Origin of the sequence: Streptomyces lincolnensis (assembly GCF_021173675.1) — a bacterium.
Taxonomy (GTDB): domain Bacteria; phylum Actinomycetota; class Actinomycetes; order Streptomycetales; family Streptomycetaceae; genus Streptomyces; species Streptomyces lincolnensis_B.
On record NZ_JAIHON010000007.1, the window covers coordinates 252,058 to 275,089 of the forward strand.

At 72.3% G+C, this 23,032-nt stretch carries 20 protein-coding genes; 10 read left to right on the top strand and 10 right to left on the bottom strand.

The window, feature by feature from the left end; all coding sequences use genetic code 11:
• Positions 1 to 29: 29 nt before the first annotated feature.
• Both K4B79_RS22155 and K4B79_RS22160 read right to left on the bottom strand, forming a co-directional pair.
• Positions 30 to 1,499, bottom strand: coding sequence for an L-fucose/L-arabinose isomerase family protein (locus K4B79_RS22155; protein WP_232028594.1), 1,470 nt, complete (start codon positions 1,497 to 1,499; stop codon positions 30 to 32).
• 41 nt (positions 1,500 to 1,540) lie between these two features.
• On the bottom strand, positions 1,541 to 2,848 hold the full coding sequence (locus K4B79_RS22160; protein WP_232028595.1) for an MFS transporter: 1,308 nt from the start codon (positions 2,846 to 2,848) through the stop codon (positions 1,541 to 1,543).
• A 232-nt stretch (positions 2,849 to 3,080) separates the two neighbouring features.
• Here K4B79_RS22160 and K4B79_RS22165 point away from each other — a divergent pair, with 232 nt between their 5' ends.
• Complete coding sequence (locus tag K4B79_RS22165; protein ID WP_232028596.1) at positions 3,081 to 7,022, top strand: glycosyl hydrolase; 3,942 nt, start codon at positions 3,081 to 3,083, stop codon at positions 7,020 to 7,022.
• A 39-nt stretch (positions 7,023 to 7,061) separates the two neighbouring features.
• Here K4B79_RS22165 and K4B79_RS22170 read toward each other — a convergent pair whose 3' ends face one another.
• Positions 7,062 to 8,429: an NAD(P)-binding domain-containing protein gene (locus tag K4B79_RS22170; protein ID WP_232028597.1), complete on the bottom strand. Its 1,368-nt coding sequence runs from the start codon at positions 8,427 to 8,429 to the stop codon at positions 7,062 to 7,064.
• Positions 8,430 to 8,583: 154 nt separating this feature from the next.
• Here K4B79_RS22170 and K4B79_RS22175 point away from each other — a divergent pair, with 154 nt between their 5' ends.
• Positions 8,584 to 8,961 (top strand): ArsR/SmtB family transcription factor, encoded by a 378-nt coding sequence (locus K4B79_RS22175; RefSeq protein ID WP_232028598.1) that lies wholly within the window; start codon positions 8,584 to 8,586, stop codon positions 8,959 to 8,961.
• Here K4B79_RS22175 and K4B79_RS22180 read toward each other — a convergent pair.
• Together K4B79_RS22180 and K4B79_RS22185 are read right to left on the bottom strand one after the other, a co-directional pair.
• Positions 8,892 to 9,758: an aquaporin gene (locus tag K4B79_RS22180; RefSeq protein ID WP_232028599.1), complete on the bottom strand. Its 867-nt coding sequence runs from the start codon at positions 9,756 to 9,758 to the stop codon at positions 8,892 to 8,894. The genes K4B79_RS22175 and K4B79_RS22180 overlap by 70 nt on opposite strands.
• A 40-nt stretch (positions 9,759 to 9,798) precedes the next feature.
• Positions 9,799 to 10,113: an ArsR/SmtB family transcription factor gene (locus K4B79_RS22185; protein ID WP_232028600.1), complete on the bottom strand. Its 315-nt coding sequence runs from the start codon at positions 10,111 to 10,113 to the stop codon at positions 9,799 to 9,801.
• Positions 10,114 to 10,163: 50 nt separating this feature from the next.
• Here K4B79_RS22185 and K4B79_RS22190 point away from each other — a divergent pair, with 50 nt between their 5' ends.
• Positions 10,164 to 10,583 carry an arsenate reductase ArsC gene (locus K4B79_RS22190; RefSeq protein WP_232028601.1) on the top strand — a complete coding sequence of 140 codons (420 nt, stop codon included), beginning with the start codon at positions 10,164 to 10,166 and terminating at the stop codon, positions 10,581 to 10,583.
• A 56-nt stretch (positions 10,584 to 10,639) separates the two neighbouring features.
• Here K4B79_RS22190 and K4B79_RS22195 read toward each other — a convergent pair whose 3' ends face one another.
• The gene (locus tag K4B79_RS22195) at positions 10,640 to 11,773 is read right to left on the bottom strand and encodes an FAD-dependent oxidoreductase (RefSeq protein WP_232028602.1); all 1,134 of its coding nucleotides are present in this window, start codon (positions 11,771 to 11,773) and stop codon (positions 10,640 to 10,642) included.
• A 140-nt stretch (positions 11,774 to 11,913) separates the two neighbouring features.
• Here K4B79_RS22195 and K4B79_RS22200 point away from each other — a divergent pair, with 140 nt between their 5' ends.
• Complete coding sequence (locus K4B79_RS22200) at positions 11,914 to 12,588, top strand: TetR/AcrR family transcriptional regulator (RefSeq protein WP_232028603.1); 675 nt, start codon at positions 11,914 to 11,916, stop codon at positions 12,586 to 12,588.
• Positions 12,589 to 12,609: 21 nt separating this feature from the next.
• Here K4B79_RS22200 and K4B79_RS22205 read toward each other — a convergent pair whose 3' ends face one another.
• Together K4B79_RS22205 and K4B79_RS22210 are read right to left on the bottom strand one after the other, a co-directional pair.
• Positions 12,610 to 13,452 (bottom strand): maleylpyruvate isomerase family mycothiol-dependent enzyme, encoded by an 843-nt coding sequence (locus K4B79_RS22205; protein ID WP_232028604.1) that lies wholly within the window; start codon positions 13,450 to 13,452, stop codon positions 12,610 to 12,612.
• 106 nt (positions 13,453 to 13,558) lie between these two features.
• The gene (locus tag K4B79_RS22210; protein ID WP_232028605.1) at positions 13,559 to 14,473 is read right to left on the bottom strand and encodes an AraC family transcriptional regulator; all 915 of its coding nucleotides are present in this window, start codon (positions 14,471 to 14,473) and stop codon (positions 13,559 to 13,561) included.
• 88 nt (positions 14,474 to 14,561) lie between these two features.
• On the opposite strand from K4B79_RS22210, the gene K4B79_RS22215 reads away from it, so the two are divergent.
• Positions 14,562 to 15,569 (top strand): aldo/keto reductase, encoded by a 1,008-nt coding sequence (locus K4B79_RS22215; RefSeq protein ID WP_232028606.1) that lies wholly within the window; start codon positions 14,562 to 14,564, stop codon positions 15,567 to 15,569.
• 66 nt (positions 15,570 to 15,635) lie between these two features.
• Here K4B79_RS22215 and K4B79_RS22220 read toward each other — a convergent pair whose 3' ends face one another.
• Positions 15,636 to 16,655: a LacI family DNA-binding transcriptional regulator gene (locus K4B79_RS22220; RefSeq protein ID WP_232028607.1), complete on the bottom strand. Its 1,020-nt coding sequence runs from the start codon at positions 16,653 to 16,655 to the stop codon at positions 15,636 to 15,638.
• Between the two features lie 224 nt (positions 16,656 to 16,879).
• Here K4B79_RS22220 and K4B79_RS22225 point away from each other — a divergent pair, with 224 nt between their 5' ends.
• From K4B79_RS22225 to K4B79_RS22240, 4 genes are all read left to right on the top strand, one after another.
• Positions 16,880 to 17,575 (top strand): lytic polysaccharide monooxygenase auxiliary activity family 9 protein, encoded by a 696-nt coding sequence (locus K4B79_RS22225; protein WP_232028608.1) that lies wholly within the window; start codon positions 16,880 to 16,882, stop codon positions 17,573 to 17,575.
• A gap of 322 nt (positions 17,576 to 17,897) precedes the next feature.
• Positions 17,898 to 18,095 carry a hypothetical protein gene (locus tag K4B79_RS22230; protein WP_067427462.1) on the top strand — a complete coding sequence of 66 codons (198 nt, stop codon included), beginning with the start codon at positions 17,898 to 17,900 and terminating at the stop codon, positions 18,093 to 18,095.
• 135 nt (positions 18,096 to 18,230) lie between these two features.
• Positions 18,231 to 19,019, top strand: a complete 789-nt coding sequence (locus K4B79_RS22235; protein WP_232028609.1) for a cyclase family protein — start codon at positions 18,231 to 18,233, stop codon at positions 19,017 to 19,019.
• A complete protein-coding gene (locus K4B79_RS22240) occupies positions 19,016 to 20,656 on the top strand; it encodes a thiamine pyrophosphate-binding protein (protein WP_232028610.1) in 1,641 nt (546 codons plus the stop codon). The genes K4B79_RS22235 and K4B79_RS22240 overlap by 4 nt, the downstream gene beginning before the upstream one ends.
• Positions 20,657 to 20,710: 54 nt before the next feature.
• Here K4B79_RS22240 and K4B79_RS22245 read toward each other — a convergent pair whose 3' ends face one another.
• The gene (locus K4B79_RS22245; RefSeq protein WP_232028611.1) at positions 20,711 to 21,889 is read right to left on the bottom strand and encodes a CdaR family transcriptional regulator; all 1,179 of its coding nucleotides are present in this window, start codon (positions 21,887 to 21,889) and stop codon (positions 20,711 to 20,713) included.
• A 199-nt stretch (positions 21,890 to 22,088) separates the two neighbouring features.
• Here K4B79_RS22245 and K4B79_RS22250 point away from each other — a divergent pair, with 199 nt between their 5' ends.
• A complete protein-coding gene (locus K4B79_RS22250) occupies positions 22,089 to 23,021 on the top strand; it encodes a substrate-binding periplasmic protein (RefSeq protein ID WP_232028612.1) in 933 nt (310 codons plus the stop codon).
• Positions 23,022 to 23,032: the final 11 nt, after the last annotated feature.

Genomic DNA, 23,032 nt, shown 5'->3' on the forward strand with positions numbered 1-23,032 from the left:
CCGACCCGTACGGACGGTGGGAGATCACGTCACACCTCCCGGTAGTCGATGCCGAGCAGACTCGCCGCGGCCCTGAAGTCCGCCGCGTGCCGGCCGACCGCGAGGGACCAGTGATGGCCCACCCCCGTGGCGCTCCACGCGTCGACCCACTCGCCCGGGTCCCGGCCGAAGTCGACCCGGCTGGTGGTGTTGCCGATCTCCAGCAGCGGCCCGGGGACCACGGTTCCCTCGGAGGCGATGAACGACAGGCTGCCGTCGGCGTCCTGGCCGAGGCCGAGGAGCGTGACCGGCCCGTGCTGCACGTCGAACTCCACGCTGACGCCCCAGCCGCGCTTGCCGTGGTAGACGCCCAGACCCCGCAGCAGCGGATCACGGGCGGAGACCGCGAGATGGGCGGGACCGTCATGGCCCATCTCCACCACACCGTCCTCGAAGTTGAGGGCCTGGATCTCGGTGAAGGAGCCCCCGCCGCCCACACTCTGGGAGACCAACTGGGCGACGCTCGTGCGCAGTTCGTACTCGCCCGCCGCCGGCACGCCCCGGGCCGTGAGCAGGGAGGCGCCCAGGATCATGCCGGCGCCGAGCCGTTCGTGCTGCTCGCCGTCGAGTCCGCGGTGGTAGTAGGCGAGGGTGTCGAGGCCGAAGTCCTGCACCAGCCGGTCCAGGGCGACCGACACCGTCGCTCCCCAGGCGAAGTCCTCGTCCACCACGCTGTCGTCGAGGGTGAAGACCTTGCGGGCGAGCGCCATGCGCTCCCGGGTCTCCGCCTCGGTCACCCGCTCCACCCGATGGCGCAGGTCGTCGAACTCCAGCACCTCCACATGCGAGCCGAACGTCGCCGGCAGCAGCGTCAGATCGGTCGACACGTCCAGCATGCCGGGATACAGATGCCCCATCAGACCGTGCCGGGCATGCCGGAGCGCGGCCCGCACATGGGCGGCGCGCACCCACTGCTCGATCCGCCGCCAGGCCGACTCCTGGCGCAGCCAGCCCGACACCGACCGGAAGGGGATCCCGGCCCGCCGGAAGACGTTGCCGACCTCCGGTACCGAGCACTGCGCGCAGTACGCCAGCCAGGCGCCGGTGTCGAAGGAGGGGTGGTCCATCCGCTCCGACGGCTGGAGGTCGACGACCAGGACCGGGGTGTGCGAGCGCTGGGCGATCGGCAGCACCATCGACGAGGTCAGATAGGTCGTCAGGAACAGCACGATCAGATCGCAGTCCGCGCGGCGCAGGCGCTCGGCGGCGGCCGCGCCGTCCTGGGCGTCGGAGACGAACCCGACGTCGACGACCTCGGCGTCCAGTCGCGTCAGGCGTTCGGTGACGTAGGAGGCCGACTCCTTCAGCTGGGGGAGGAGTCCGGGGAACTGGGGCCAGTACGTGCCGAGCCCGCCGGCCACCAGCCCCACGCGCGTGCGGCGGCGGGTCACCGGGGGCAGCAGATCGCGCAGCGGGGCGGCGCGGTCCGCGGCCGGGGTGGTGGGTTCGGTCGTTGTCATGGTCGGTGTGCTCCTTCGGAGTTCCGAGATCCGGTACGCGGTCAGGCCCGGGCCACTCCCAGATCCGCGGGCGCGGTGGCGGGATCCGGGGAACGCTGGATCAGCACGCGGATGATGTAGACGCCCGCGACCGCCGAGGCCGCCATGCACAGGGTGATCGACCAGAGCAGCAGGGACGCGCTGTACTCCATCAGGGCGGGCGTGACGAAGGCGACGCCCGCGAAGACGCCCCGCGACAGGGCGTAGGTGAGGCCCTGGGTGGTGCCGCGGGTGTCCGGAGGCAGCGTGAGCTGCGACCACACCTTGTAACTCGCCTCCCCCGCGAAGGGGTTGGAGATCTGGTAGAGCACGAAGAAGACGAGCATGCCGACGAGGGCGCCGGCGGTGAGGGAGGCGATGCAGAAGGCGACGATCTGCACGACGGTGAACACGTAGAACATCCGGTCGCGCCACGGGGTGTCGGCGATGCGGACGAAGACGAAGGTCAGCACCAGCGCGATCGGCAGGAAGGCCAGGTTGATCCCGGTGGCCAGGCTCTGCGAGGCGCCGCTGACGGTGACCAGCAGATAGGTGCCGAACTGGCCGAAGGTGTTGGCGCCGATGCCCCAGGTGACGTAGTAGACGAAGGTCGCGGCCATCGGCAGCAGCGCGGCACGGTTCCAGATGTTCTTCAGGTCGTTGCCGCGCGGGGCGGCCAGCGCCGCCGCCTCGGCCGCCACCTGCTCCGGTGTCGGCTCGGCGGCCAGCTCCAGCCGGGCCCGCAGCTGCCAGGTGACCAGCGCGGCCACGGCCAGATGGCCGGTGATGAGCCGCGCCCCGGTCATGCCCGTGTCCGACAGCAGATAGCCGAGGAAGATCACCACGACGATGCCCGCCACCCACATGACCTGCGTGAAGGACACCAGACGCGCCCGCGCCGCCGGGGGCGCGGCGTCCGAGACCACGGCCAGCGAGGTCGGCAGGTCGGCGCCGGCGGCCAGTCCCGCGATGAGCACGCCGATGAAGAGCACGATGTCGTTGGGCGCGAGGGTGATGACGATCGCGCCCAGCGCGAAGCAGAAGATGTCCAGGTTGTACACGCGGCGGCGGCCGAACATGTCGGCGAGCCGGCCGCCGACCAGGGACCCGACGGCGATGCAGCCGGTGACGATCGCGCTGATCGCACCGGCCATCCACACGCCCATGTCGTAACTGTCCCGGTAGATGGCCAGGTTGACGGCGATGCTGACGATGAGAGCGGCATCCAGGTACGAGGCCATGCCGGACAGCGCCGCGACCTTCCACAGGCGCTTGGGAATGGGCTGTTCAGGGTGTTCCGGGTGCTCCGGAGCAGAGGGGATTCGGGCCATGATGAGACTCCGTCGGCTGGGGATTGGCCTTGGGGTGGTCCTCGATCGACGGTGACTATAGGAGCCATAAAACGTTCCAACAATAGTTCTCGCGCACATCCGCGCAAAGAAGGGCCAACCGTGTGGGATGTCGCGCACCTGGCCTCTCCCGCCCAGGTCGCTTACGGTGATGCGGATGTAAAACGTTTTTGGATCCGTCAGGGTGTCCGCCGTACCCGGAAGGACCGCACTCGTGATCTCTCCCGCGCTTGAGCAGCTGTTCGACGACCCGCCCCGGGACTTCGGCCCCACCCCGCTGTGGTGGTGGTCGGGCGCGAGGGTCACCCGTGAGCGTCTGGCCTGGCAGATGCGCAGGTTCGCGGAGGGGGGCGTCCACAACCTCGTCGTGATCAACCTGGCCCCGGCCGGACCGACCTTCGGCGCCCGCACCGACGAACCGGCCTGGTTCGGCGAGGAGTGGTGGGCCCGCTTCACCGACGCCTGCGAGATCGCCGGGGATCTGGGCACGCGGCTGTGGTTCTACGACCAGATCGGGTTCTCCGGCGCCAACATCCAGGGCAGTGTGACGCGCCGTCACCCCGAGGTGGCCGGGCAGGCCCTGCGCTCGCGCCGGACCGTCGTCACCGGCGGCACCGTCGCCCTGACGGGCTCCGAGACACTGGTGGCCGCCTACGACGGGGCGGGCGCGCGGCTGCGGACCACCGGACCCGACCGGGTCGAGGCCGCGGACGGCCGCGAGGTGCGCCTCGTGGTCGCCGTCCCCACCGCCTTCGACTATCTGGACCCGCGGGCCGTCGGCCTGCTCCTCGACGCCGTCCACCACGAGTTCGACCGCCGCGTCCCCCAGTACCTGGGCAACGTGATCGCGGGCAGCTTCCAGGACGAACTGCCGAGCACCAACTCCTGGAGCCACCGCCTCCCCGATCAGTTCCGGGCCAGGCGCGGCTACGACCTCCTCGACCACCTCCCCGCCCTCTTCGGCGACGCCCCGCAGGCGCCGCGCATCCGCGCCGACTACTACGCCGTCCGCGCCGAACTCGCCGAAGAGGCCCTGTTCCGGCCGCTCGCCGCCTGGCACGACGAACGCGGACTGCTCCTGGGCTGCGACCAGAGCCACCCCGCCCGCTCCGGCTACCCGGCCCAGTCGACGCAGATCTACTCGGACTACTTCCGCACCCACCGCTGGTACAGCGCGGCCGGCAGCGACCACCACGGCGACGCCAAGGTCCACTCCTCCATGGCCCATCTCTACGGCCACGAGCGGGTCTGGATCGAGGCGTTCCACTCCTCCGGCTGGGGCGGCACCCTGGAGGACACCTACGACTGGCTGCTGCCGTTCCTGCGCAGCGGCGCCAACCTGTACAACCCGCACGCCAGTTACTTCGGCACCGCGGGCGGCTGGTTCGAGTGGGCACCGCCGTCCACCGACTGGCGCCAGCCCTACTGGCGGCAGTACCCGGCGTTCTCCCGGGCCGTCGCCCGGATCTGCTCGCTCATGTCCTGGGGCACCTACAGCGCCGACGTCGCCGTCCTGCACCCCACCGCCACCATGCAGTCCCTCATCCCGCTGGACGCCCCCGTCAAGCACTTCGGGGACGGCCGTCTCGGCGCCGGACACGCCGAGGCCGACGAGACCCAGCGCCACTATCTGGACCTGTGCGGCACGAACAACTGGCTCGGGCCCCGGATCGGCACCCTGGACCGCCACCGGATCTCCTTCGACGTCATCGACGACGCCTCGGTGCAGCGCGCCAAGGCCGCCGACGCCGCCCTGCGGGTCGGGGACCTGGCCTACCGCGCGGTGCTGCTGCCCTCGGCGAGCGTCCTGGAGGAGGAGACGGCCCGTCGGCTGACCGATCTGCTGGACGCCGGCGGCCGGGTCGTGGTCGTCGGCCGCCCACCCTCGACGGCGGCCGGCCTGGCCGGTGACGACCTCGCCGTCACCGCGCTCCTGTCCCATCCGCGGCTGGAACGGGCCGACGACGCGGAGACCGGCGCGGCGGCGGTGGCCGACCTCGCCGGATACGCGACCGGCGAGGTGCCGCTGCTCGTCCGGCGCAAGGACGACATGGCGGTCGCCCTGGTGACCGGCGCCTTCCCCGACGCCCGCGTCGATCCGGCCGAGGGCCGGCACGAGATCGACCCGGCGCGCTACGCCGCCGCCTCCTCCGTCACCGTGCGGGCCCCGGTCGCCGAGGCCGAGCTCTGGAACCCGGCGACCGGCGCCCGTCGTCCCGCACAGGTCGCCGTGTCCGACGGCGTCTCGACCATCGAGGTCCCCCTGGACGGCGCCCCGGCCGCCCTCGTCGTATGGCGCGAAGGCACCCCGCCACCCCGGCCGGCCGCACCGCCACCGACCACCTCCGTGGAGACGCTCGACCTCTCCACCGGCTGGCAGGGACGCCTCGTCCCCACCCTGGACAACACCTGGGGCGACCTGGCCCTGCCCGCCGGGGCCGCCGTGGACGAGCCGCAGATCTGGACGATGCGGTGGACCGAGTCCGGCACCGACTGGGAGCCGACGCGGGCGACCTACGGCAACCGGGTGCGCGTCCTGCCTCCCGTGCCCTCCGCGCAGGCACCCGAGCCGTTGGACAGCGCCTCGGTGGAACGGATCCTGGCCGGGGACCAGCCCCTCGTCCCCCCGGACGCGGGCTGGAGCGTCTCGCTGTACTCGTCGAGCCGGGGCATCCCGGACCCGGACGGACTGCTCGGCAACAAGGGCCTGGTCCCCGAGGAGTTCGTCCGTGTGCCGGTGCCCGGACCCGGGACCGTCGCCAGGATCCGCGCGATCGTGGAGACCGGCCACCGCGGCCCCGCCGAACTGCACGTCGGCGCGGCGGCGGCCAAACGCGTGTGGTGGAACGGCGAGCCACTGGAGACGACCGGCGGCTGCCAGGCGACGGCCCGGGTGGACGTGGCACGCTCCCGCAACGTCCTGGAGTACGAACTCGCCGACGCCCAGGACCGGCCCCTGCTGATCTCGGGCGCCGCGGGCACCCCGCTCGGCAGTTACTTCTGCCTGACCCGCCCCGACGGCTTCGCGCCGCGTCCCCGCTTCATGCGCCTGCCCGAGGACGTACGACCGGACGGCCGCGTGACCTACCGCGGACGGCTGCGCGTCACGGGCGACGAGGTGGAGGCGGCGCTCGTGGTGGGCGCCGCGACCGGCCTCACCGTGTCGCTCGACGACACCGTGGTGGCCCGCCAGGAGAAGGTGGAGTACTACGAGTCCGACTGGGGCGCGGTGCCGATGTTCTTCCGGCACGCACTGACCCTCGGGGCGGGCGAGCACGTCCTGGAGGTCGTGGCCGACAGCGTCCACGCCCAGGACGCGGTCTTCGTCGACCTCGTGGCGGCCGCGGAGTCCACCGCGCTGGTCAGCGGCCCCGGCTGGGAGGCCGAGACGGGCGCCTGGCACGGCCGTACCGTCGAACACGAGGGCCGCTGGGGCGAGGTGCAGCACTGCTACGCCGCCGTACGGCCGCACCCGCTGCCGGACACCGAGTGGCTCACCGGTGCCCCGGTGCTCGGCGCTCCCGTGCTGCCGCTGCGCTCCACCGACGACGTCCACGCGAGCGCGCAGCGCTTCCGCTTCACCGTGCCGTCGGGAACCGTATCGGTCGAACTGCCGCTGGAGCTGCCCGCACGGGTGCGCGTCGGCCAGGGCGGGGAACGGCCGCTCCACGGGCGGACGCTGACGCTGGATCAGGTGCCGCGCGAGCCCACGGAGATCGAGGTCGTCACCGACCCCACCGCCGTGCTGCGCGGCGGCTCCGCCTGGCGCGGGCCCGTGCGCGTGCGCACCGTGCCGGCCCCGCTGTCGCTGGGCGACTGGTGCTCGCTGGGGCTGGGCGGCTGGAGCGGGGGAGTGACCTACGCCCGCTCCGTGGCGGTACCGGCCGGGCCGGACCCGGTGCTCGACCTCGGGCGGGTACGGGGCAGCGTCACGGTGCTCGTCGACGGGAAGCCCGTCGGCGAGGCGTTCTGCGCGCCGTACCGTTTCGCCCTGCCCGGCGCCGCGGGGCGTACGGTCCGTATCGAGGTGACCGTCCACAACACCCTGGCCCCGTATCTCGCCGAGGCCACCCCGACGGCCTGGGCGTTCCCCTCCCAGCTGGCGTCCGGACTGCTGGGGCCGGTGACGCTGTGGACGCGGGACGGGCGGCGCTAGCCGCCCGCGGGGCCGCGCGTGCCGGGTGCGGTCACGAGGTCAGCAACCGCCCGCGGTCGTTCCGGTGGGTGCGCCGAGCTGGATCAGCTGCGGTGCCGGGGCGCAGCAGCCGCCCGCCGCCTGGTCGGACTCGGGGGCGTCGAACAGCCCGGCGCCACCGCACACCCCGGTCTCCGGCAGGGTGAGTTCGACGCGGTCGGCGGACTCCTGGTCGCCGTCGAGCGCGGCCACGACGGAGCGGACCTGCTCGTAGCCGGTCATCGCCAGGAAGGTCGGGGCACGGCCGTAGGACTTCATGCCGACCAGGTACAGGCCCTGTTCGGGGTGGGCGAGCTCGCGGTGGCCGTGGGGGTAGACGGTGCCGCAGGAGTGCTGGTTGGGGTCGATCAGCGGGGCGAGCGCGACCGGGGCCTGGAGCCGTTCGTCCAGACCGAGGCGGATCTCGGAGAGGAAGGACAGGTCCGGGCGGAATCCGGTGAGGACGACGACCTCGTCCACGGCGTCGAGGCGGCGGCCGTCCTCCGCGACGAGGATGAGGCGGCCGTCGGTGTCGCGTTCGATCGCCTCGGTGCGGAAGCCGGTGACGGCGTCGGCGTGTCCGGCGTCGACGGCGGCCTTCGCCGCCAGGCCGAGCGCACCGCGGGCGGGCAGCTCGTCGGCCTCGCCACCGCCGAAGGTGGAGCCGGAGATGCCGCGGCGCAGGATCCACACCGCCTTCGTGCCCGCCCCGTCGTCGGCCCGGGCCAGGTCGGCGAGTTGGGCGAGAGCGGTGAACGCGGACGCTCCGGACCCGATGACGGCGGTCCGCCTGCCCGCGTACCGGGCCCGGACGGCCGGGTCCTTCAGGTCGGGGACGCGGTAGGTGACGCGGTCGCCGGCGGCCCGCTCACCGAGGGCGGGCAGACCGCTGCCGCCGGCGGGGCCGGGGGTGGTCCAGGTGCCGGAGGCGTCGATGACCGCGCGGGCGAACAGCCGTTCCTCGCGGCCGTCGGCACGGGTGACGTGGACGACGAACGGCTGGGTGTCGCGGTCGGCGTCCACGACGCGGTCGCGTCCGGCGCGGGAGACGCCGGTGACCCGGGCGCCGAAACGCACGTGCTCGGCGAGGGCGTCGGCGAGGGGCTGGAGGTACCGCTCCACCCAGTTTCCGCCGGAGGGGTACGTCGCCGGATCGGGCCTGGTCCAGCCGGTCGGGGCGAGGATCTTCTCGGCCGCGGGGTCGGTGAGCTCGCCCCAGGTGGAGAACAGCCGCACGTGCGACCACTCGCGCACCGCCGCCCCGGCGGCCGGACCGGCCTCCAGGACGAGCGGGGTGAGGCCGCGGCCGGTGAGATGGGCGGCGGCGGCCAGACCGACGGGACCGGCCCCGATCACGACGACGGGCAGCTCGGTGGTGGGCGCGTTCACGGCGACTCCTAGCTTGTTTCGACGTCTGTCAATGTCTTCTCGGTCGCCAGCATGGCATCTGATTCGACAGACGTCAACATAGACATATATCGAAATGGAGGAGGTTCACGGTCGGCACTCGTCCGGCTGGTTCGACGTGTGTCAACATAGACGCATGTCGAACACCAGGTCGCTGCCACTGCTCGCGCCCGAGTCGGATGCCGCCGCGGGGCCGTGCTGCCCGCCGCTCACCGAGCGGCCGTTCACCGCGGAGGAGGCCGAGACGGCCGCCCGGATGTTCAAGGCGCTGGGCGATCCGGTGCGGCTGCGGCTGTTCTCCGCGGTCGCCTCGCACGAGGGCGGCGAGGCGTGCGTGTGCGACATCTCCGACGTCGGCGTCTCCCAGCCGACCGTCTCCCACCACCTGAAGAAGCTCAAGGAGGCCGGTCTGCTGACCTCCGAGCGGCGGGGCACCTGGGTGTACTACCGGGTCGAGCCGTCGGTGCTGTCCGCGATGGGCAAGCTGCTCACCGTCGCACCGGCCGTGCTCTGACCGCCGGTCGCCGCCCGGCCGGGCATGAAGATGAGCGCCACCAGACCCAGCCCCACCACCGCGCCGATCAGCTGCATGGCGATGAAGCCCGCGACCGACCCGGGCGCGATGCCCGCGAAGGTGTCGGTGAAGGCGCGGCCGATGGTCACCGCCGGATTGGCGAAGGACGTGGACGAGGTGAACCAGTAGGCGGCGCCGATGTACGAGGCGACGGCCACGGGCGCGAAGCGTAGTCGGTCGGTGCGGGCCAGGCCGAAGATCAGCAGGATCAGCCCGGCGGTCGCCACGACCTCGCCGAGCAGCAGGTGGCCCGCCGACCGGTCGTGGGTGGACCAGGCCACCAGCGGTTCGCCGAACATGGCGTCGGCCAGGATCGCGCCCGCGATCGCACCGGCGACCTGGGCGGGGACGTAGACGGCCGCCTCGCGCGGGCCGACCCCGGCGCCGCCGCGGCGGGCGGTCCACCACTCGGCCAGGGTCACGGCCGGGTTGAAGTGCGCGCCGGAGACCGGACCCAGCAGGGTGATCAGCACGCCCAGGCCGAAGACCGTGGCCGTGGAGTTGGCCAGCAGTTGCAGCCCGACGTCCTTCGTCAGCTCGGTGGCCTGGATGCCGGAACCGACCACGACCGTCACGAGCGCCGCCGTGCCGACCAGTTCGGCCGCGGCCCGGGCGATCAGCGGGGGCGTCTGCGGCGGGGTGGCACCCGGGGCCGGTCGCGGCTCGGGGCCGGGCGCTTCGGCGGCTGTGGGGGACTCGCCGGCACTGTCGTGCTCGGTGGCCTCGGTGGCGGTCAACGGGACTCCTCGGTACGGGTGGACGGCGACGGGCGTCCTGTCAGGGACAGGACCGCTTGACGTTGTTCTCGGCGGTGGCGCGCGCCGCCTCCGCGAGGTCGGCGAACCGGCCGGCCAGCGAGGCGATGACGTCGGGCTTGAGGCGGTAGTAGGTGAACCGGCCGCAGGGCTCCGTCTCCACGACTCCTGCCTCGCGCAGCACCTTCAGATGGTTGGAGAGGTTGGTCTGCCGGGCCCCCGTCTCCTCGATCAGGTGCGTGCTGCAGAGCGTCTCCTGGGCGAGCAGGGTGACGATCCGCAGCCGGAGCGGGTCCGCGAGAACCCGCATCAGATCAGTATCGACTGACATCAGCATGGGCTGATACTGTCACATCACTCCGCACTGATACCAGCAAGGAAGAACCGATGCCCTCCAGTCCGCTCGCCTCCGTGCTGTTCGTCTGTGTCCACAACGCCGGCCGTTCGCAGATGGCCGCCGGATTCCTCTCCCACCTGGCGGGCGACCGGATCGAGGTCCGCTCCGCCGGGTCCGTCCCGGGCGACCGGGTCAATCCCGCCGCGGTCGAGGCCATGAAGGAAGTCGGCATCGACATCTCCGCGGCCACCCCGAAGATCCTCACCACCGATGCCGTCCAGGCCTCCGACTACGTCATCACCATGGGCTGCGGCGACGCCTGCCCGGTCTTCCCCGGCAAGAAGTACCTCGACTGGGCCCTCGAAGACCCGGCCGGCCAGGGCGTCGAGGCCGTCCGCCCGATCCGCGACGAGATCAGGACCCGGATCGAGGCGCTGATCGCCGAGGTCGACGCCCGACAGGAGGCGTGACCTCCGTGGCGGACCGCCACCGGATCGGGGCGTAGGGCGGTCAGGGCGTACGGCGGTCAAGGTGTACGACGGTCAGGGCTGAAGAAGTCGACGAGGCTGTACGGGGCGTCGGCGTCGAGGCACATCGCGTGGATGCGGGACGACTCGACGGCAGCGGCGGCACTGCGCGGGAACAGGGTCTGCTCGTAGGCGGTGAGCGCGGCCTCGATGTCGTCCGGGTGCGTGGCGAGGGCGTTGCCGAGCTCGGCGCCGTCGTACATGGCGAGATTGGCGCCTTCGCCGGACGGCGGCATGAGGTGGGCGGCGTCGCCGAGCAGGGTGACGCCGGGCACACGGTCCCAGCGGTGGTCGCTCGGCAGCGCGTGGATGGTCCGCGGGACCGGGGCGGTCTCGCCGTCGGTGATGAGTGCGGTGAGTTCCGGCGCCCAGCCGTCGAACTCCTCGGCGACGCGGGCCGCGGCCGTGCCGGGGTCGGTGAAGTCGATGGTGTCGATCCACTGCTCGTCCTTGGTGAGCTGGACGTAGGTGTGCAGGACCCCGTCCGGTTCCCGGTGGGCGGAGATCCCCCTGCCGGGAGCGAGCGCGGACATGGCGCCCGCGCCGACCGCCTTCGCACTGGCGGGATGGCGCTCGTCGGCGTCGAACAGGTACGTCTCGACGAACACCGTGCCGACGTACGCGGGCCGTGCCGCGGACAGCAGGGGGCGGACGCGTGACCACGCGCCGTCCGCGCCCACCAGCAGGCCGGTCGTCACACTCGCCCCGTCCGCGAAGGTCACCTCGTGCCGGCCGTCCCCGAGGGCCCGGGCCCCGGTGACCTTGCGCCCCCACCGGACCGTGCCGGCGGGCAGCGAGTCGAGCAGGATCTGCCGGAGCGCGCCGCGAGGCACCTCGGGCCGTCCGCCGGTGCCGTCGTCGGGCTCGTCCAGCAGGACCGTTCCGTCCTTGTCGAGCACCCGCGACGCCTCGGCGCCCGGGCGGACGATGCCGAGGAACTCCTCGAAGAGGCCGGCGGCCTTCAGGGCGAGCTGCCCGTTGTGTTCGTGGATGTCGAGCATGCCGCCCTGGGAGCGGGCGGTCGGCGACGGCTCCGCCTCGTGGACCGTCACCGGGATCCCGTGGACGTGCAGGACGCGGGCGAGGGTCAGTCCTCCGAGCCCCGCTCCGATGATCGTGACCTCAGTGGTCATGAGAGTTCCTTCCTGATCGCGGACCGCCGGGCAGGCACCCGTCGGGCCAGCTGGAACGGCGTTCCAGCGAACCCAGGGTGGAACGCCGTTCCAGAGCCTGTCAAGCTGGAACGGTGTTCCAGTCCGGCTAGAATGCGGGCATGGCCACCAGGACCCGTCATCCGGAACGACGCCAGGAACCGCTCTCCCGGGAGCGCATCGTCGACGCCGCCGTGGAACTCCTCGACACGGTGGGCGAGAGCGGTCTCACCTTCCGCGCACTGGCCGAGCGCCTCGCGACCGGGCCGGGGGCGATCTACTGGCACATCGCGGGCAGGGCCGAACTGCTGGCCGCCGCCACCGACGCCGTCGTCGCCCCCGCCCTCGACGCCGCCGACGCGGCCGACGCGACGCCGCAGGAAGCGATCCGCACGCTCGCGGGCGACCTGTTCGACGCGATCGACGACCATCCCTGGGCCGGCCCGCAGCTCGGCCGGGCCCCCGCGCCGCCACCGTTGCTGCGGATCCTCGAAGGCATCGGCCGCCAGGTCCAGGCGCTCCAGGTGCCCGAGGCCGCCCAGTTCACCGCGGCCTGCACGCTGTTGAACTACATCCTCGGCGTGGCGGGCCAGAACGCCGCCAACACCGGGACGGTCCAACCGGGCACGGACCGCGCCGAGTTCCTCGACGCCGTGGCGACCACCTGGGCGCGGCTCGACCCCGACCAGTACCCCTTCACCCGGACCGTCGCCGGACAACTGCGCACCCACGACGACCGGGAGGAGTTCCTCGCCGGCATCGACCTCATCCTGGCGGGAATCACCGCCGGCCGGTGACCGACCGGCCGCCGCGAGCCGTCAGCGGACGATGGCCACGATCCGGCACACGGCCTCGGCGAGCCGGCGTTCTCCCCGGACCCGGGCTCGGCCGAGGGCGGTGCCCGGTGCGATGCCCCGCGTGCACATGAGCCAGGCGGTTTCCGTGTCCAGGACGACCGACGCGGCCGGCCGGCCGCTGCGCGGTACGGCCAGTGACCAGCGGCCCGCGCCGGCGGTGACCGTCCACCTGCCGCCGGCCGGCCCCTCGGTGATCACGTCGACCTGGGTCCCGACCGGTGCCGTCGTGCGGCGCAGGGTGTGGGGCAGGGCCCGCATGAAGGTGTCCAGGACCGTGGACAAGGTGTGCGGTTCCGGGTCGGTGGAGCGGCCGACGGCATGACGGATCTGCTGCCGGTGGGTCCAGTACTCGGTGAACTCCCGGGCGATGTCCAGCCATCCCGGCGCCGGGTCGACGCCGGCCCACGACACACCGAGGGAGGGTGCTGCGAGATCGGCGGAGGCGAACCGCTCGGCGAGCTCGGTGCCGGCCTCCTCCAGGGCCTCGACGAGCGAGGCGGGGCTGTCGCCGGCGCGGAGGTCGACCCATTCCTGGTTGGTGCGGTGGATGAACGCCTCCAGCGTCTCTCCCGGGGCGAAGGCGGTCCGGGACCCGCGGCCGAGACGCCCGTGGTAGTCGCCGAGTATGTGAGCGGCGACGTCCTGAACGGTCCACCGGGGCAGGGCCGTCCTGCACCAGTCGTCGGGCCGCAGCCCCCGCAGGGTGCCGAGCAACGCCTCCAGCTCGGGACCGAACAGCGGGCGGGGGTCGATCGGGTCGCCCAGCCATGAGGGGCCGGGCACGTGGTCGGGCTCGGAGCTCATGAGCAGAGCCTGCCTGTTCGGAGCACCGGCCCGCCACCGAGTTGCCCGTCAGCCCGCCGGCGTGCCTGTGCGGCCGACGGGGCGACCCGGGCGGGGCGGTGGCAGGTCAGGGCTTCGCGCCCGACCCGTCGAGCAGGACCGGCATCTCCCCGGCCTCGGTCAGCCGGGTGCGCAGCCGGGCCGCGTCCTGGCCGGGCGGCAGGCCGTAGGCGCCGCGGTACTCGCGGTTGAACTGAGTGGCGCTGACGTAGCCGACCGCCTGGGCGACCTGGGCCGCTGTCGTGCCGCCGGTGAACAGCCGCCGTCGCGCCTCCTGCAACCGCAGGCGTTTCTGGAACTTCAGCGGGCTCATGCCGGTGGCCGCCTTGAAGTGCCGGTGCAGCGTGGCCGGACTCATGCGGGCGACCTCGGCGATCTGGTCGATGCCGAGCGGTTCGGTGTAGTGCTCGCAGATCCAGCGGGCCGTCGAGCGGATCCGGGAGGCGGCGGAGTCGGCCACGGACCAGTGGCTCAGGACGGGGCCGAGCGGGCCGCGCAGCAGCCGGTAGAGGATCTCGCTCTCGATACGGGAGGCCAGGGGCCGGATGTCGGCCGGGGTGTCGAGGAGCTCGACCCACCGGGCGACCGCGTCGACGAGCTCCGGCGCCATGGCGGCGGTGACCGCCGCGGACACGGCCGGCGGGGACGGCGGCCCGGTCTCCTCCAGTTCGAGCTGTACGGCGGCCAGTGCCCGGCTGTCGAGCCGCATGACCGCGGCGCGGTAGGGCACCTCCTCGAAGGCCGCGGTGACCGGCATGTCGAGGGTGATCAGGGCCATCTCGCCACGAGGCGTGAACCAGGAGCGCTCGCCCACCGCGGTGCGCTTGGAGCCTCTCGCGATGAAGCAGATCATCGGCTCGTACATCAGCTCCGTCGGCTCGATGAACTCGTCGAGCGAGACCAGCGAGAGCCGTGGTACCGCGGTCTCGGACCACAGCCCCTCGCAGTGCCGTTCGACGGCGCGGGCAAGTCGGTCCACCATGAGTCGTGTCCTTGCGTGAGAGGATCAGGCAATCCTATGCGACCGGTGCCCCATGACGTCCCGTCGCCGCCTTCCTAGCGTGGACGGCATGACACAGCAGCACAGGAACCTCCCGCACCGCAGGCTCGGCACCGAAGGTCTGGAGGTGTCGGCCGTAGGGCTGGGCACGATGGGCATGACCATGGCCTACGGGGCCGGTGACGAGCAGGGCGGCATCGCCACCATCCGCCGCGCCCACGAACTCGGCGTCACCTTCTTCGACACCGCCGAGCTGTACGGCATGGGAACCGGCAGCAACGAGCAACTCCTCGGCCGGGCGGTGAAGGACTTCCGCGACGACGTCGTCCTCGCCACCAAGTTCGGCTTCGACCTGAGCGATCCGCGGAACATCGGCCTCGGCCTCGACAGCCGTCCCGACCACATTCGCGAGGTCGCCGAGAACAGCCTGCGCCACCTCGGCACCGATCACATCGACGTGCTCTACCAGCACCGGGTGGACCCGGACGTCCCCATCGAGGACGTTGCCGGAACGGTCGGAGAGCTGATCGCCGAAGGCAAGGTGCGCTACTTCGGGCTGAGCGAGGCCGGCCCCGACATCATCCGCCGCGCCCACGCGGTGCAGCCGGTGTCCGTGCTCCAGACCGAGTACTCGGTGTTCGAGCGGGCCGTGGAGGCGGAGGTCCTGCCGGTGGTCCGGGAGTTGGGCATCGGCTTCGTCCCGTACTCGCCGCTGGGCCGCGGTTTCCTCACGGGCGCGGTGCGGCCCGCGGCCGACTACCCCGCCGACGACATGCGCAGCTTCGACGAGCGCTGGCAGCCCGGCAACTACGAGAGGAACCTGGCCGCCGTCCGCGAACTCACGGCCCTGGCGGACGGCAAGGGCATCGCCGTGACCCAACTGGCCCTGGCCTGGCTCCTCGCCCAGGGCGACGACATCGTGCCCATCCCCGGCACCCGCAGCCCGCGCCGCCTGGAGGAGAACGTCGCCGCCGCGCACGTCACCCTCACCGCCGAGGACCTCGCCCGCGTCCAGGAGATCCTCCCGCACGGCGCGGCCGGCTCCCGCTACCCCGCGGCCATGATGCCCACCTGGTGACGGCCACGGGCCGCGGCTCGTCATCGACCGGCGCCGCCCGCCGGGGCTGACCGCCCGCTAGGACGTTCAGCCCCCGGAGGCGGGCCGCGTGGAGTCGCGCACCACGAGTCCGGGTGCGAACACCCGCGCCTCATGGGCGTGTTCGGCGCGTGCCTCGACCTCGTCGAGCAGCATTTCCACGGCCGCCCTGCCGAGATCCTCGACCGGCTGATGGACGGTGCTCAGCGGCGTGCCCACGAAGCTGGCGATGTCGAGATCGCCGTAGCCGACCACCTGGACGTCGTCGGGTATGCGCACGCCGCGCTCGGCGAGGCCGCGGCAGAGGCCGGCGGCGAGGAAGTCGTTGGTGCAGAAGACCCCGTCGGGCAGGTCGTCGAGGCGGCGGGCGATCTCCAGGCCGTAGGCCACGGTCATCTCCTTGGCGACGACCTGTTCCAGCCGTGCCTCGCGCCGGCTGCGCACGGCCTGCCGGGCGCCCTGGTGGCGGTCGGCGCACTGCCGGATCGTGCGCTCGCCGTTGACCACGAGGAGGTCGCGCGCCCCGCGCTCCAGGAGGTGCTGCACGGCTATCCGGCCGCCGGCCATGTCGTCCACGGAGACGGAGCAGCCGTCCTCGGCCGACATGGCACGGTCGGCCAGGACGAGGGGGATGCCCCGCTCGCGCAGGCGTGAGAGCCGGGTGGGGTCGGCGCTGAGCGGCACCACCACCGCCCCGACGGCCCGCTGTTCGACGAGCATGGTGAAGTAGCCCTGCTCCCGCTCGGGTGCGTCCGCGCTGTGGCAGAGCACCAGGGAGTAGCCGTGGTCGTAGGCCGCGTCGGCGGCGCCCCGGGCGATGCGCGAGTAGAAGGTGTTGGTGACGTCGGGGAGCACCAGGCCTATCGAGGACGAGTGGCCGGTGCGCAGGCCGGCGGCTCCCGGGTGCGGCACGTAGTCGAGGGCGGCGACCGCGTCGCGGACCCGTGCGGCCGTGCGCGCGTTCACACGCTCGGGGCGGTTCAGGACGTTCGACACCGTGGACACCGAGACTCCGGCGGCGGCCGCGACGTCCTGGATGCGGGCGGGGCGAACCGAAATGTCGTCCACCCCCTCGCTGTGGCAGCCGTGCGACCAGGCACGATGTGATCCGGCATGGGCGACGCAAGTCTACCCCGGCCACGCGTGAAACGTTTTTCGAAGGTGCGGTTCCGAAAGTGGCGCGAACGAGCGTTGCGGGCCCGGTGCGTGAGGTGCACGTTGAACCGTGCGGGAGCGCTCCCACACCTCGCTTCCCGCCATCCGTCCCTCCGTCCCCACGCGAAAGGGAACCCATGAGTTGGCATGATCAGGACAATCGCAGGATCGAACGCAGGATCGTCGGGATCCGCTCCCGTCCGGCCCTCGCGCTGGGTGCGCTCGTCGCCGCGCTGCTCTGTCTGATCCCCTGGAGCGGCACCGCCGCCGCCCACGGATCGGTCGTCGACCCGGCGTCCCGCAACTACGGCTGCTGGCTGCGCTGGGGGTCGGACTTCCAGAACCCCGCCATGGCACAGGAAGACCCCATGTGCTGGCAGGCCTGGCAGGACAACCCGAACGCCATGTGGAACTGGAACGGCCTGTACCGCAACGGCTCGGCCGGCAACTTCCAGGCCGTCGTCCCCGACGGGCAGCTGTGCAGCGGCGGCCGGACCGAGGGCGGCCGGTACAACTCCCTGGACGCCGTGGGCCCCTGGAAGACGACGAACGTCGCCGACGACTTCACCCTGCGGCTGTACGACCAGGCCAGCCACGGCGCCGACTACTTCCTCGTCTACGTCACCCGCCAGGGCTTCGACCCCACCACCCGGCCGCTGACCTGGAGCGACCTCCAACTGGTCGCCAGGACGGGCAGGTACGCCCCCAGCCAGAACTACTCGATCGACGTCAGCACGTCCGGCCTGAGCGGCCGGCACGTCGTCTACACGATCTGGCAGGCCTCGCACATGGACCAGACGTACTTCCTGTGCAGCGACGTGAACATCAGCTGAGCCACGGGCAGTTCGTCGGAAGCCGGGCCGGCCGGTCGCACGGCGGCAGAAAAAACCAGCAAACCTGCACACCGTTCACCGCACGGTCATACGGCCACCGGGAAGGCGCCGCGCCGACACGGCCGGGCGGGCAGCCCGAAGGGAATGCGTGTGAAGAATTCGGTGTATTCGGTGAGCACATTGCAACGCTGGTGAAGCAGGTTGCCGGAGCATCTCCCGGATTGCCGCCGGGTGACTGGCCAGCACGGCTGCGACGTGCTTCGATCCTCCGCACGGCGTAAGCCGCTTTCAAGAATTGCTGCTGCGAAAGGAACCGCGCGCCATGAACTCCATTTCCCCGATTGAGACGGCCGAAATCCTCGACGCCGACCTGGACACCATCTCCGGCGGTCTCGCGGGCGGCGTCGCCGTCGACCTCCACGTCGACCTCGCGGGGATCACCGTCTGCGCCGACGCCGGTGCCGTCCTCTCCGCCGACGGCGTCAAGGCGGGCGCGAACCTGCACCTCGGCGCTCACTGACGCGGCGTGCTCCACGGGCCCCGGATCATCCGATCCGGGGCCCGTCGCCTGCGCGCCCCTCATGACCCCGACACTCGAAAGACCGTCACCTCCTGCTGTCATGCTGTGAGTTCCGCATACGCCCGGGAGGCCGTCATGTCCGCGCAGCCGTCGGTACTCGCTTCACTGGTGTCCGCACTGCGAGAGGGATCGATCGAAGTCGTCGACCTCACCTCGCCGTTGTCGTCCGCCACCCCGGTGATCCAACTGCCGTCGGAGTTCGGCCAGACGGCGGTGTTCGAGCTGGAGGAGATCAGCAGGTACGACGACCGGGGACCGGCCTGGTACTGGAACAACTTCCGCAGCGGTGAGCACACCGGCACCCACTTCGACGCCCCGAACCACTGGGTGACCGGCAAGGACCTCGCCGACGTGGCATCGGTACCGGCCGCCCGGCTGATCGCCCCGGCCGCGGTACTGGACTTCACCGCCGAGGCCGAGGAGAACCCGGACTTCCTCGTCGAGGTGGAACACGTACAGGCGTGGGAGGCGAAGCACGGGCCGCTGCCCGACGGCGGCTGGTTGTTGCTGCGCACCGGCTGGGACGCCCGCGGGCACTCCCGGGAGAGCTTCCTGAACGCGGACGAGAACGGCCCTCACACCCCCGGCCTGTCGCCGGAGTGCGCCCGCTGGGTGGCCCAGGAGGCGCCCGTGATCGGCCTCGGCGTCGAGACCGTGGGCACCGACGCCGGACGCGGACACGCCTTCGACCCGGCCTTTCCCTGCCACTCCTACCTGATGGGCAGCGACAAGTACGGGCTGACCCAGCTCCGCAACCTGGGGGAGCTGCCGGCCACCGGCTCCGTCGTGGTCGCCGGGCCCCTGCCCATCGTCGCCGGATCCGGATCGCCCGCCCGGGTGCTCGCCCTGGTGGAGCGGTCGTGAAGGTAGCCGAGGCCGTCGGGCGGACCCTGGTAGCCGCCGGGATCACGCAGGTCTTCGGCGTGGTCGGATCGGGCAACTTCCATGCGACCAACGCCATGGTCGCGGCCGGTGCGCGGTTCGTTGCCGCCCGCCACGAGGGCGGCGCCGCGACCATGGCCGACGCCTACGCACGCACCAGCGGCACCGTCGCCGCGCTCAGCGTCCACCAGGGGCCGGGTCTCACCAACGCGATGACGGGGCTGGCCGAGGCGGCCAAGAGCCGGACCCCGCTGCTCGTCCTGGCCGCCGAGGTGACCGAGCCGCGGTCCAACTTCCACGTCGACCAGGAGGCGTTGGCGCGGGCGGTGGGCGCGCTGCCGCTGCGGATCACCTCGACCGAGGACGCGGTGACCGAGACCCTCACCGCGGTACGCCGGGCCGTGCACGAACGCCGGACCGTGCTGCTCAACGTGCCGCTGCCCGTGCAGACCCTGGAGGTGCCCGACGGTGTCCTCGACCGGGCCGCGCCACCCCCGCCCCGCGCCGCCGTCGAGCCCGCCCCGGCCGACGTGGCGACCCTGACGCGGGCGCTCGACCGGGCCCGGCGCCCCGTCTTCGTGGCCGGCCGGGGCTCCCGCTCGCCCGGCGCCCGCGACGCGATCGAGGCGCTCGCCGACCACCACGGCGCGCTGCTCGCGACCTCCGCCGTGGCCAAGGGGCTCTTCCACGGCAACCCCTGGTCCCTCGACGTCTCCGGAGGCTTCGCCTCACCCCTGACGGCCGAACTGGTCCGGGACTCCGACCTGATCGTCGGCTGGGGCTGCGCGCTGAACATGTGGACCATGCGGCACGGCCGACTGATCGCCCCCGACGCGACCGTGGCCCAGATCGACGACGACCCCTCGGCGCTCGGCGCGCACCGCGACGTCCACCTCGAAGTCACCGGAGACGTCGAACTCACGGCACGGCGCGCGCTGGAGACGGCCGGCGAACGACGCCGGGGGCGCCGCACCCCCGACATCGCCGAGGCCGTCGCCGCCCGCGTGCGGTGGCGGGACATCCCCTACGACGACACGAGCACCCGTGACCGGATCGACCCGCGCACCCTGACCATCGCGCTCGACGACATCCTCCCCGCGGAGCGGGTGGTCGGCGTGGACTCCGGCAACTTCATGGGTCACCCCAGCATGTTCCTGTCGGTGCCGGACGAGAACGGCTTCTGCTTCACCCAGGCGTTCCAGTCCATCGGCCTGGGCCTGGCCACCGCCATCGGCGCGGCCCTGGCCCGCCCGGACCGGCTCCCGGTGGCCGCCCTCGGGGACGGCGGCGCGCTGATGGGCGCCGCGGACCTCGACACCGTACGCCGCCTCGGCCTCCCCCTGGTGGCCGTCGTCTACAACGACGACGGCTACGGCGCCGAGGTGCACCACTTCGGCCCCGACGGCCACCGCCTCGACACGGTCGAGTTCCCTCCGACGGACATCGCCGCCATCGCCCGCGGCTACGGCTTCGAGGCGGTGACCGTCCGCACCCGCACCGACCTGAAGGCGGTGGCCGACTGGGTCGCGGGGCCCCGCTCCGCGCCGCTGCTCATCGACGCCCAGGTGGTCAAGGACCGGGGGTCCTGGTGGCTGGAGGAGGCGTTCCGGGGGCATTGAGAGCGGGGGCGTCCATGGAGGCCGGGGGCGCCCTTCGGTCCCGTACCGGGGTCGTCACCCACCGCCCAGCCGGTCCGCCAGACACGCCAGGTACAGGGCCATGGTGGCCCGGTGGTCGCGCATCGGGCGGCCGGTGATCTGCTCGATCTTCTGCATGCGGTAGACGACGGTGTTGCGGTGGACGTGCAGGGCGGCAGAGGCGCGGACGAGGTTGAAGCCGTTCTCGCACCAGGCGGTGACCGTGTCGCGCAGTGCCGGCCAGTCCGGCTGGGCGCGCAGTTCGGCGGCCGTGAGGTCGAGCAGCCGGTTGCGGGCGGACTGGCCCACGGCGGCGACGACCTGGTGGACCCGCAGGTCGGTGATGAGGTGCACGGGGGAGTCGTCGGTGGACCGGCCGCCCAGCCGGAGCGCGTCGCAGGCGTCCTGGTAGGAGTCGTGCAGCCCGCTCACGGAGGTGGCGGGCTCGCCGATGCCGACGCGCGCGGCGAGTCCGTCCTGCGCGGCGATGACATCGGCCACCCGGCGGCAGTCGGCGACCAGGGCGGTGGTGGGACGACGGGCCGGGAGCCGGTGCAGGACACCGATCCAACCGGGGGCGGTGCCGGCCACGATGTCCTGGGGATCGGCGAAGACCTCGCGGACGCTGCGCAGCAGCTCCGAGCGGATCAGGGCCATGTCCTGCGTGGGCGCTCCCCGCCGGCGCGCGGCCGTGTCGGGCACGGTCACCTCGAAGGCCACCGCGACCCGCCTCAGCCGCAGGTCGAAACCGAGTTCGGCGGCCCGGAACAGCAGGAAGTCGCCCTCGACGACCTGGGGGTCGTAGGAGGCGATGTCGGCCAGCAGCTTCTCCGCGGCCCGCTCCGACAGCAGCCGGGAGCGCAGCATCACGGACTCCCTGAGCAGGATCTCCGTCTGGCGTTTGACCAGCAGGCCGAAACGGCGCACCTGGGCGGGCGTGCCGGTGATCCCGACGGTCCCCACCGCGCGGCCGTCGGTGACCAGCGGCAGCGTGACCCCGGGGCGCACCCCGCGCAGCCGCTGGGCCTCGGGGGCGCTGTGCGTGGCGGCCTCCTGGGTGCGCACGACCTCGACGGACGCCTCGTGGAAGGTCCCGACCCGGCTGCTGTCCCCGCTGCCGATGACCATGCCCTCCGCGTCGGTGATCAGCACGTTGAAGCCGATGACGGCGGAGGTGTCCCCGGCGATCTCCTGCGCGAGTGACGGGCTCAGCACGACTGGTTCCTCCCGTCGCGGGCGGGCCGGGTTGGACGCACCGTACAGTGCACCGAGCGATTCCGGCCACAAGTTCGTACGAAGTGAACGGTGACGCGCGACGGGGTTGATCCCTAGCGTATGGGCCCAATCCCACCCCGCCGGGGGCACGAAGTGGTGAACGGCGGGCCCCTTCAGCGCCCTACGGAAGGCCCGAGCCATGACCCGTATGCGTTCCCTCATATCCGCTTTGTCCGCGATCCTGCTGCTTTCCTCCGTCGCCGCCTGCGGTTCCGACGACGAGGAAGCCCCGAAGAACGTCTCCGCGAAGACCGCCGCCCTCGGCACCCTCACACCGGGCGTCATCAAGGTCGCCGTCCAGCCGTACGCCCCCTACACCAGCGTCCAGGACGGAAGGATCGTCGGACTGGACGGCGACATCCTCGCCGCCGTGTCAAAGAAGCTGGGCCTCAGGATCGAGCCCGAGGTCACCGACTTCGCCGGCATGCTTGCCGGGGTCCAGTCCCGCCGCGTGGACATCACCGTCGGCGGTGTCGCCTGGTCCGCCGAGCGGCAGAAACAGGGCCTGTTCACCGACCCGCCCTACTACTCGCCACCGGCGATGGCCGTCCGCAGCGGCAAGACGTACAAGACGGTCGACGACCTCAAGGGCCTCGACCTCGGCACCGTCGAGGGCTACGTCTGGGTCAAGTCCATCCAGGCCGTACCCGGCGCCAAACTGCACGCCTACCCGGACGCCACCGGCGTCTTCGACGACCTCGGCGCGGGCCGCGTCGACGTCGGCTTCCTCGACCCGCTGATCATCATCGCGGCGCAGAAGGAGCGCCCCGAGCTGAGGATCAGCACCGAGTACCTCACCCCGCCGACCGCCGCCGAGGTCAAGGCCAAGCCCGACTACGCCTACTTCCAGCCGTACCAGACCGGCTTCTACCTCCCCAAGCAGGCCACCAAGCTGGAGAAGGCGATCTCCGAGCAGATCGACGCCATGTATGCCGACGGCGAGTTGAAGAAGCTCGTCGAGAAGTACGGCGGCGACCCCGAGCAGTTCCTCAGGCCCGCCGCCGACGTCGCCGGCGCGCGCCGGGGCGTGGACCGGCCGCAGGACTGGACGCCCCCGTTCATCGCACAGTGAGGAGGGAGGAA

Coding starts and splice junctions, on each gene's coding strand:
- K4B79_RS22210 (WP_232028605.1), bottom strand. CDS start 14,473: ATGGTGGACCGACTTGCCCGCGCCGTCGAACGGCACTGCGAGGGGCTG.
- K4B79_RS22205 (WP_232028604.1), bottom strand. CDS start 13,452: ATGAGCTCCGAGCCCGACCACGTGCCCGGCCCCTCATGGCTGGGCGAC.
- K4B79_RS22190 (WP_232028601.1), top strand. CDS start 10,164: ATGCCCTCCAGTCCGCTCGCCTCCGTGCTGTTCGTCTGTGTCCACAAC.
- K4B79_RS22250 (WP_232028612.1), top strand. CDS start 22,089: ATGACCCGTATGCGTTCCCTCATATCCGCTTTGTCCGCGATCCTGCTG.
- K4B79_RS22235 (WP_232028609.1), top strand. CDS start 18,231: ATGTCCGCGCAGCCGTCGGTACTCGCTTCACTGGTGTCCGCACTGCGA.
- K4B79_RS22225 (WP_232028608.1), top strand. CDS start 16,880: ATGAGTTGGCATGATCAGGACAATCGCAGGATCGAACGCAGGATCGTC.
- K4B79_RS22230 (WP_067427462.1), top strand. CDS start 17,898: ATGAACTCCATTTCCCCGATTGAGACGGCCGAAATCCTCGACGCCGAC.
- K4B79_RS22175 (WP_232028598.1), top strand. CDS start 8,584: ATGTCGAACACCAGGTCGCTGCCACTGCTCGCGCCCGAGTCGGATGCC.
- K4B79_RS22185 (WP_232028600.1), bottom strand. CDS start 10,113: ATGCTGATGTCAGTCGATACTGATCTGATGCGGGTTCTCGCGGACCCG.
- K4B79_RS22155 (WP_232028594.1), bottom strand. CDS start 1,499: ATGACAACGACCGAACCCACCACCCCGGCCGCGGACCGCGCCGCCCCG.
- K4B79_RS22195 (WP_232028602.1), bottom strand. CDS start 11,773: ATGACCACTGAGGTCACGATCATCGGAGCGGGGCTCGGAGGACTGACC.
- K4B79_RS22200 (WP_232028603.1), top strand. CDS start 11,914: ATGGCCACCAGGACCCGTCATCCGGAACGACGCCAGGAACCGCTCTCC.
- K4B79_RS22215 (WP_232028606.1), top strand. CDS start 14,562: ATGACACAGCAGCACAGGAACCTCCCGCACCGCAGGCTCGGCACCGAA.
- K4B79_RS22160 (WP_232028595.1), bottom strand. CDS start 2,848: ATGGCCCGAATCCCCTCTGCTCCGGAGCACCCGGAACACCCTGAACAG.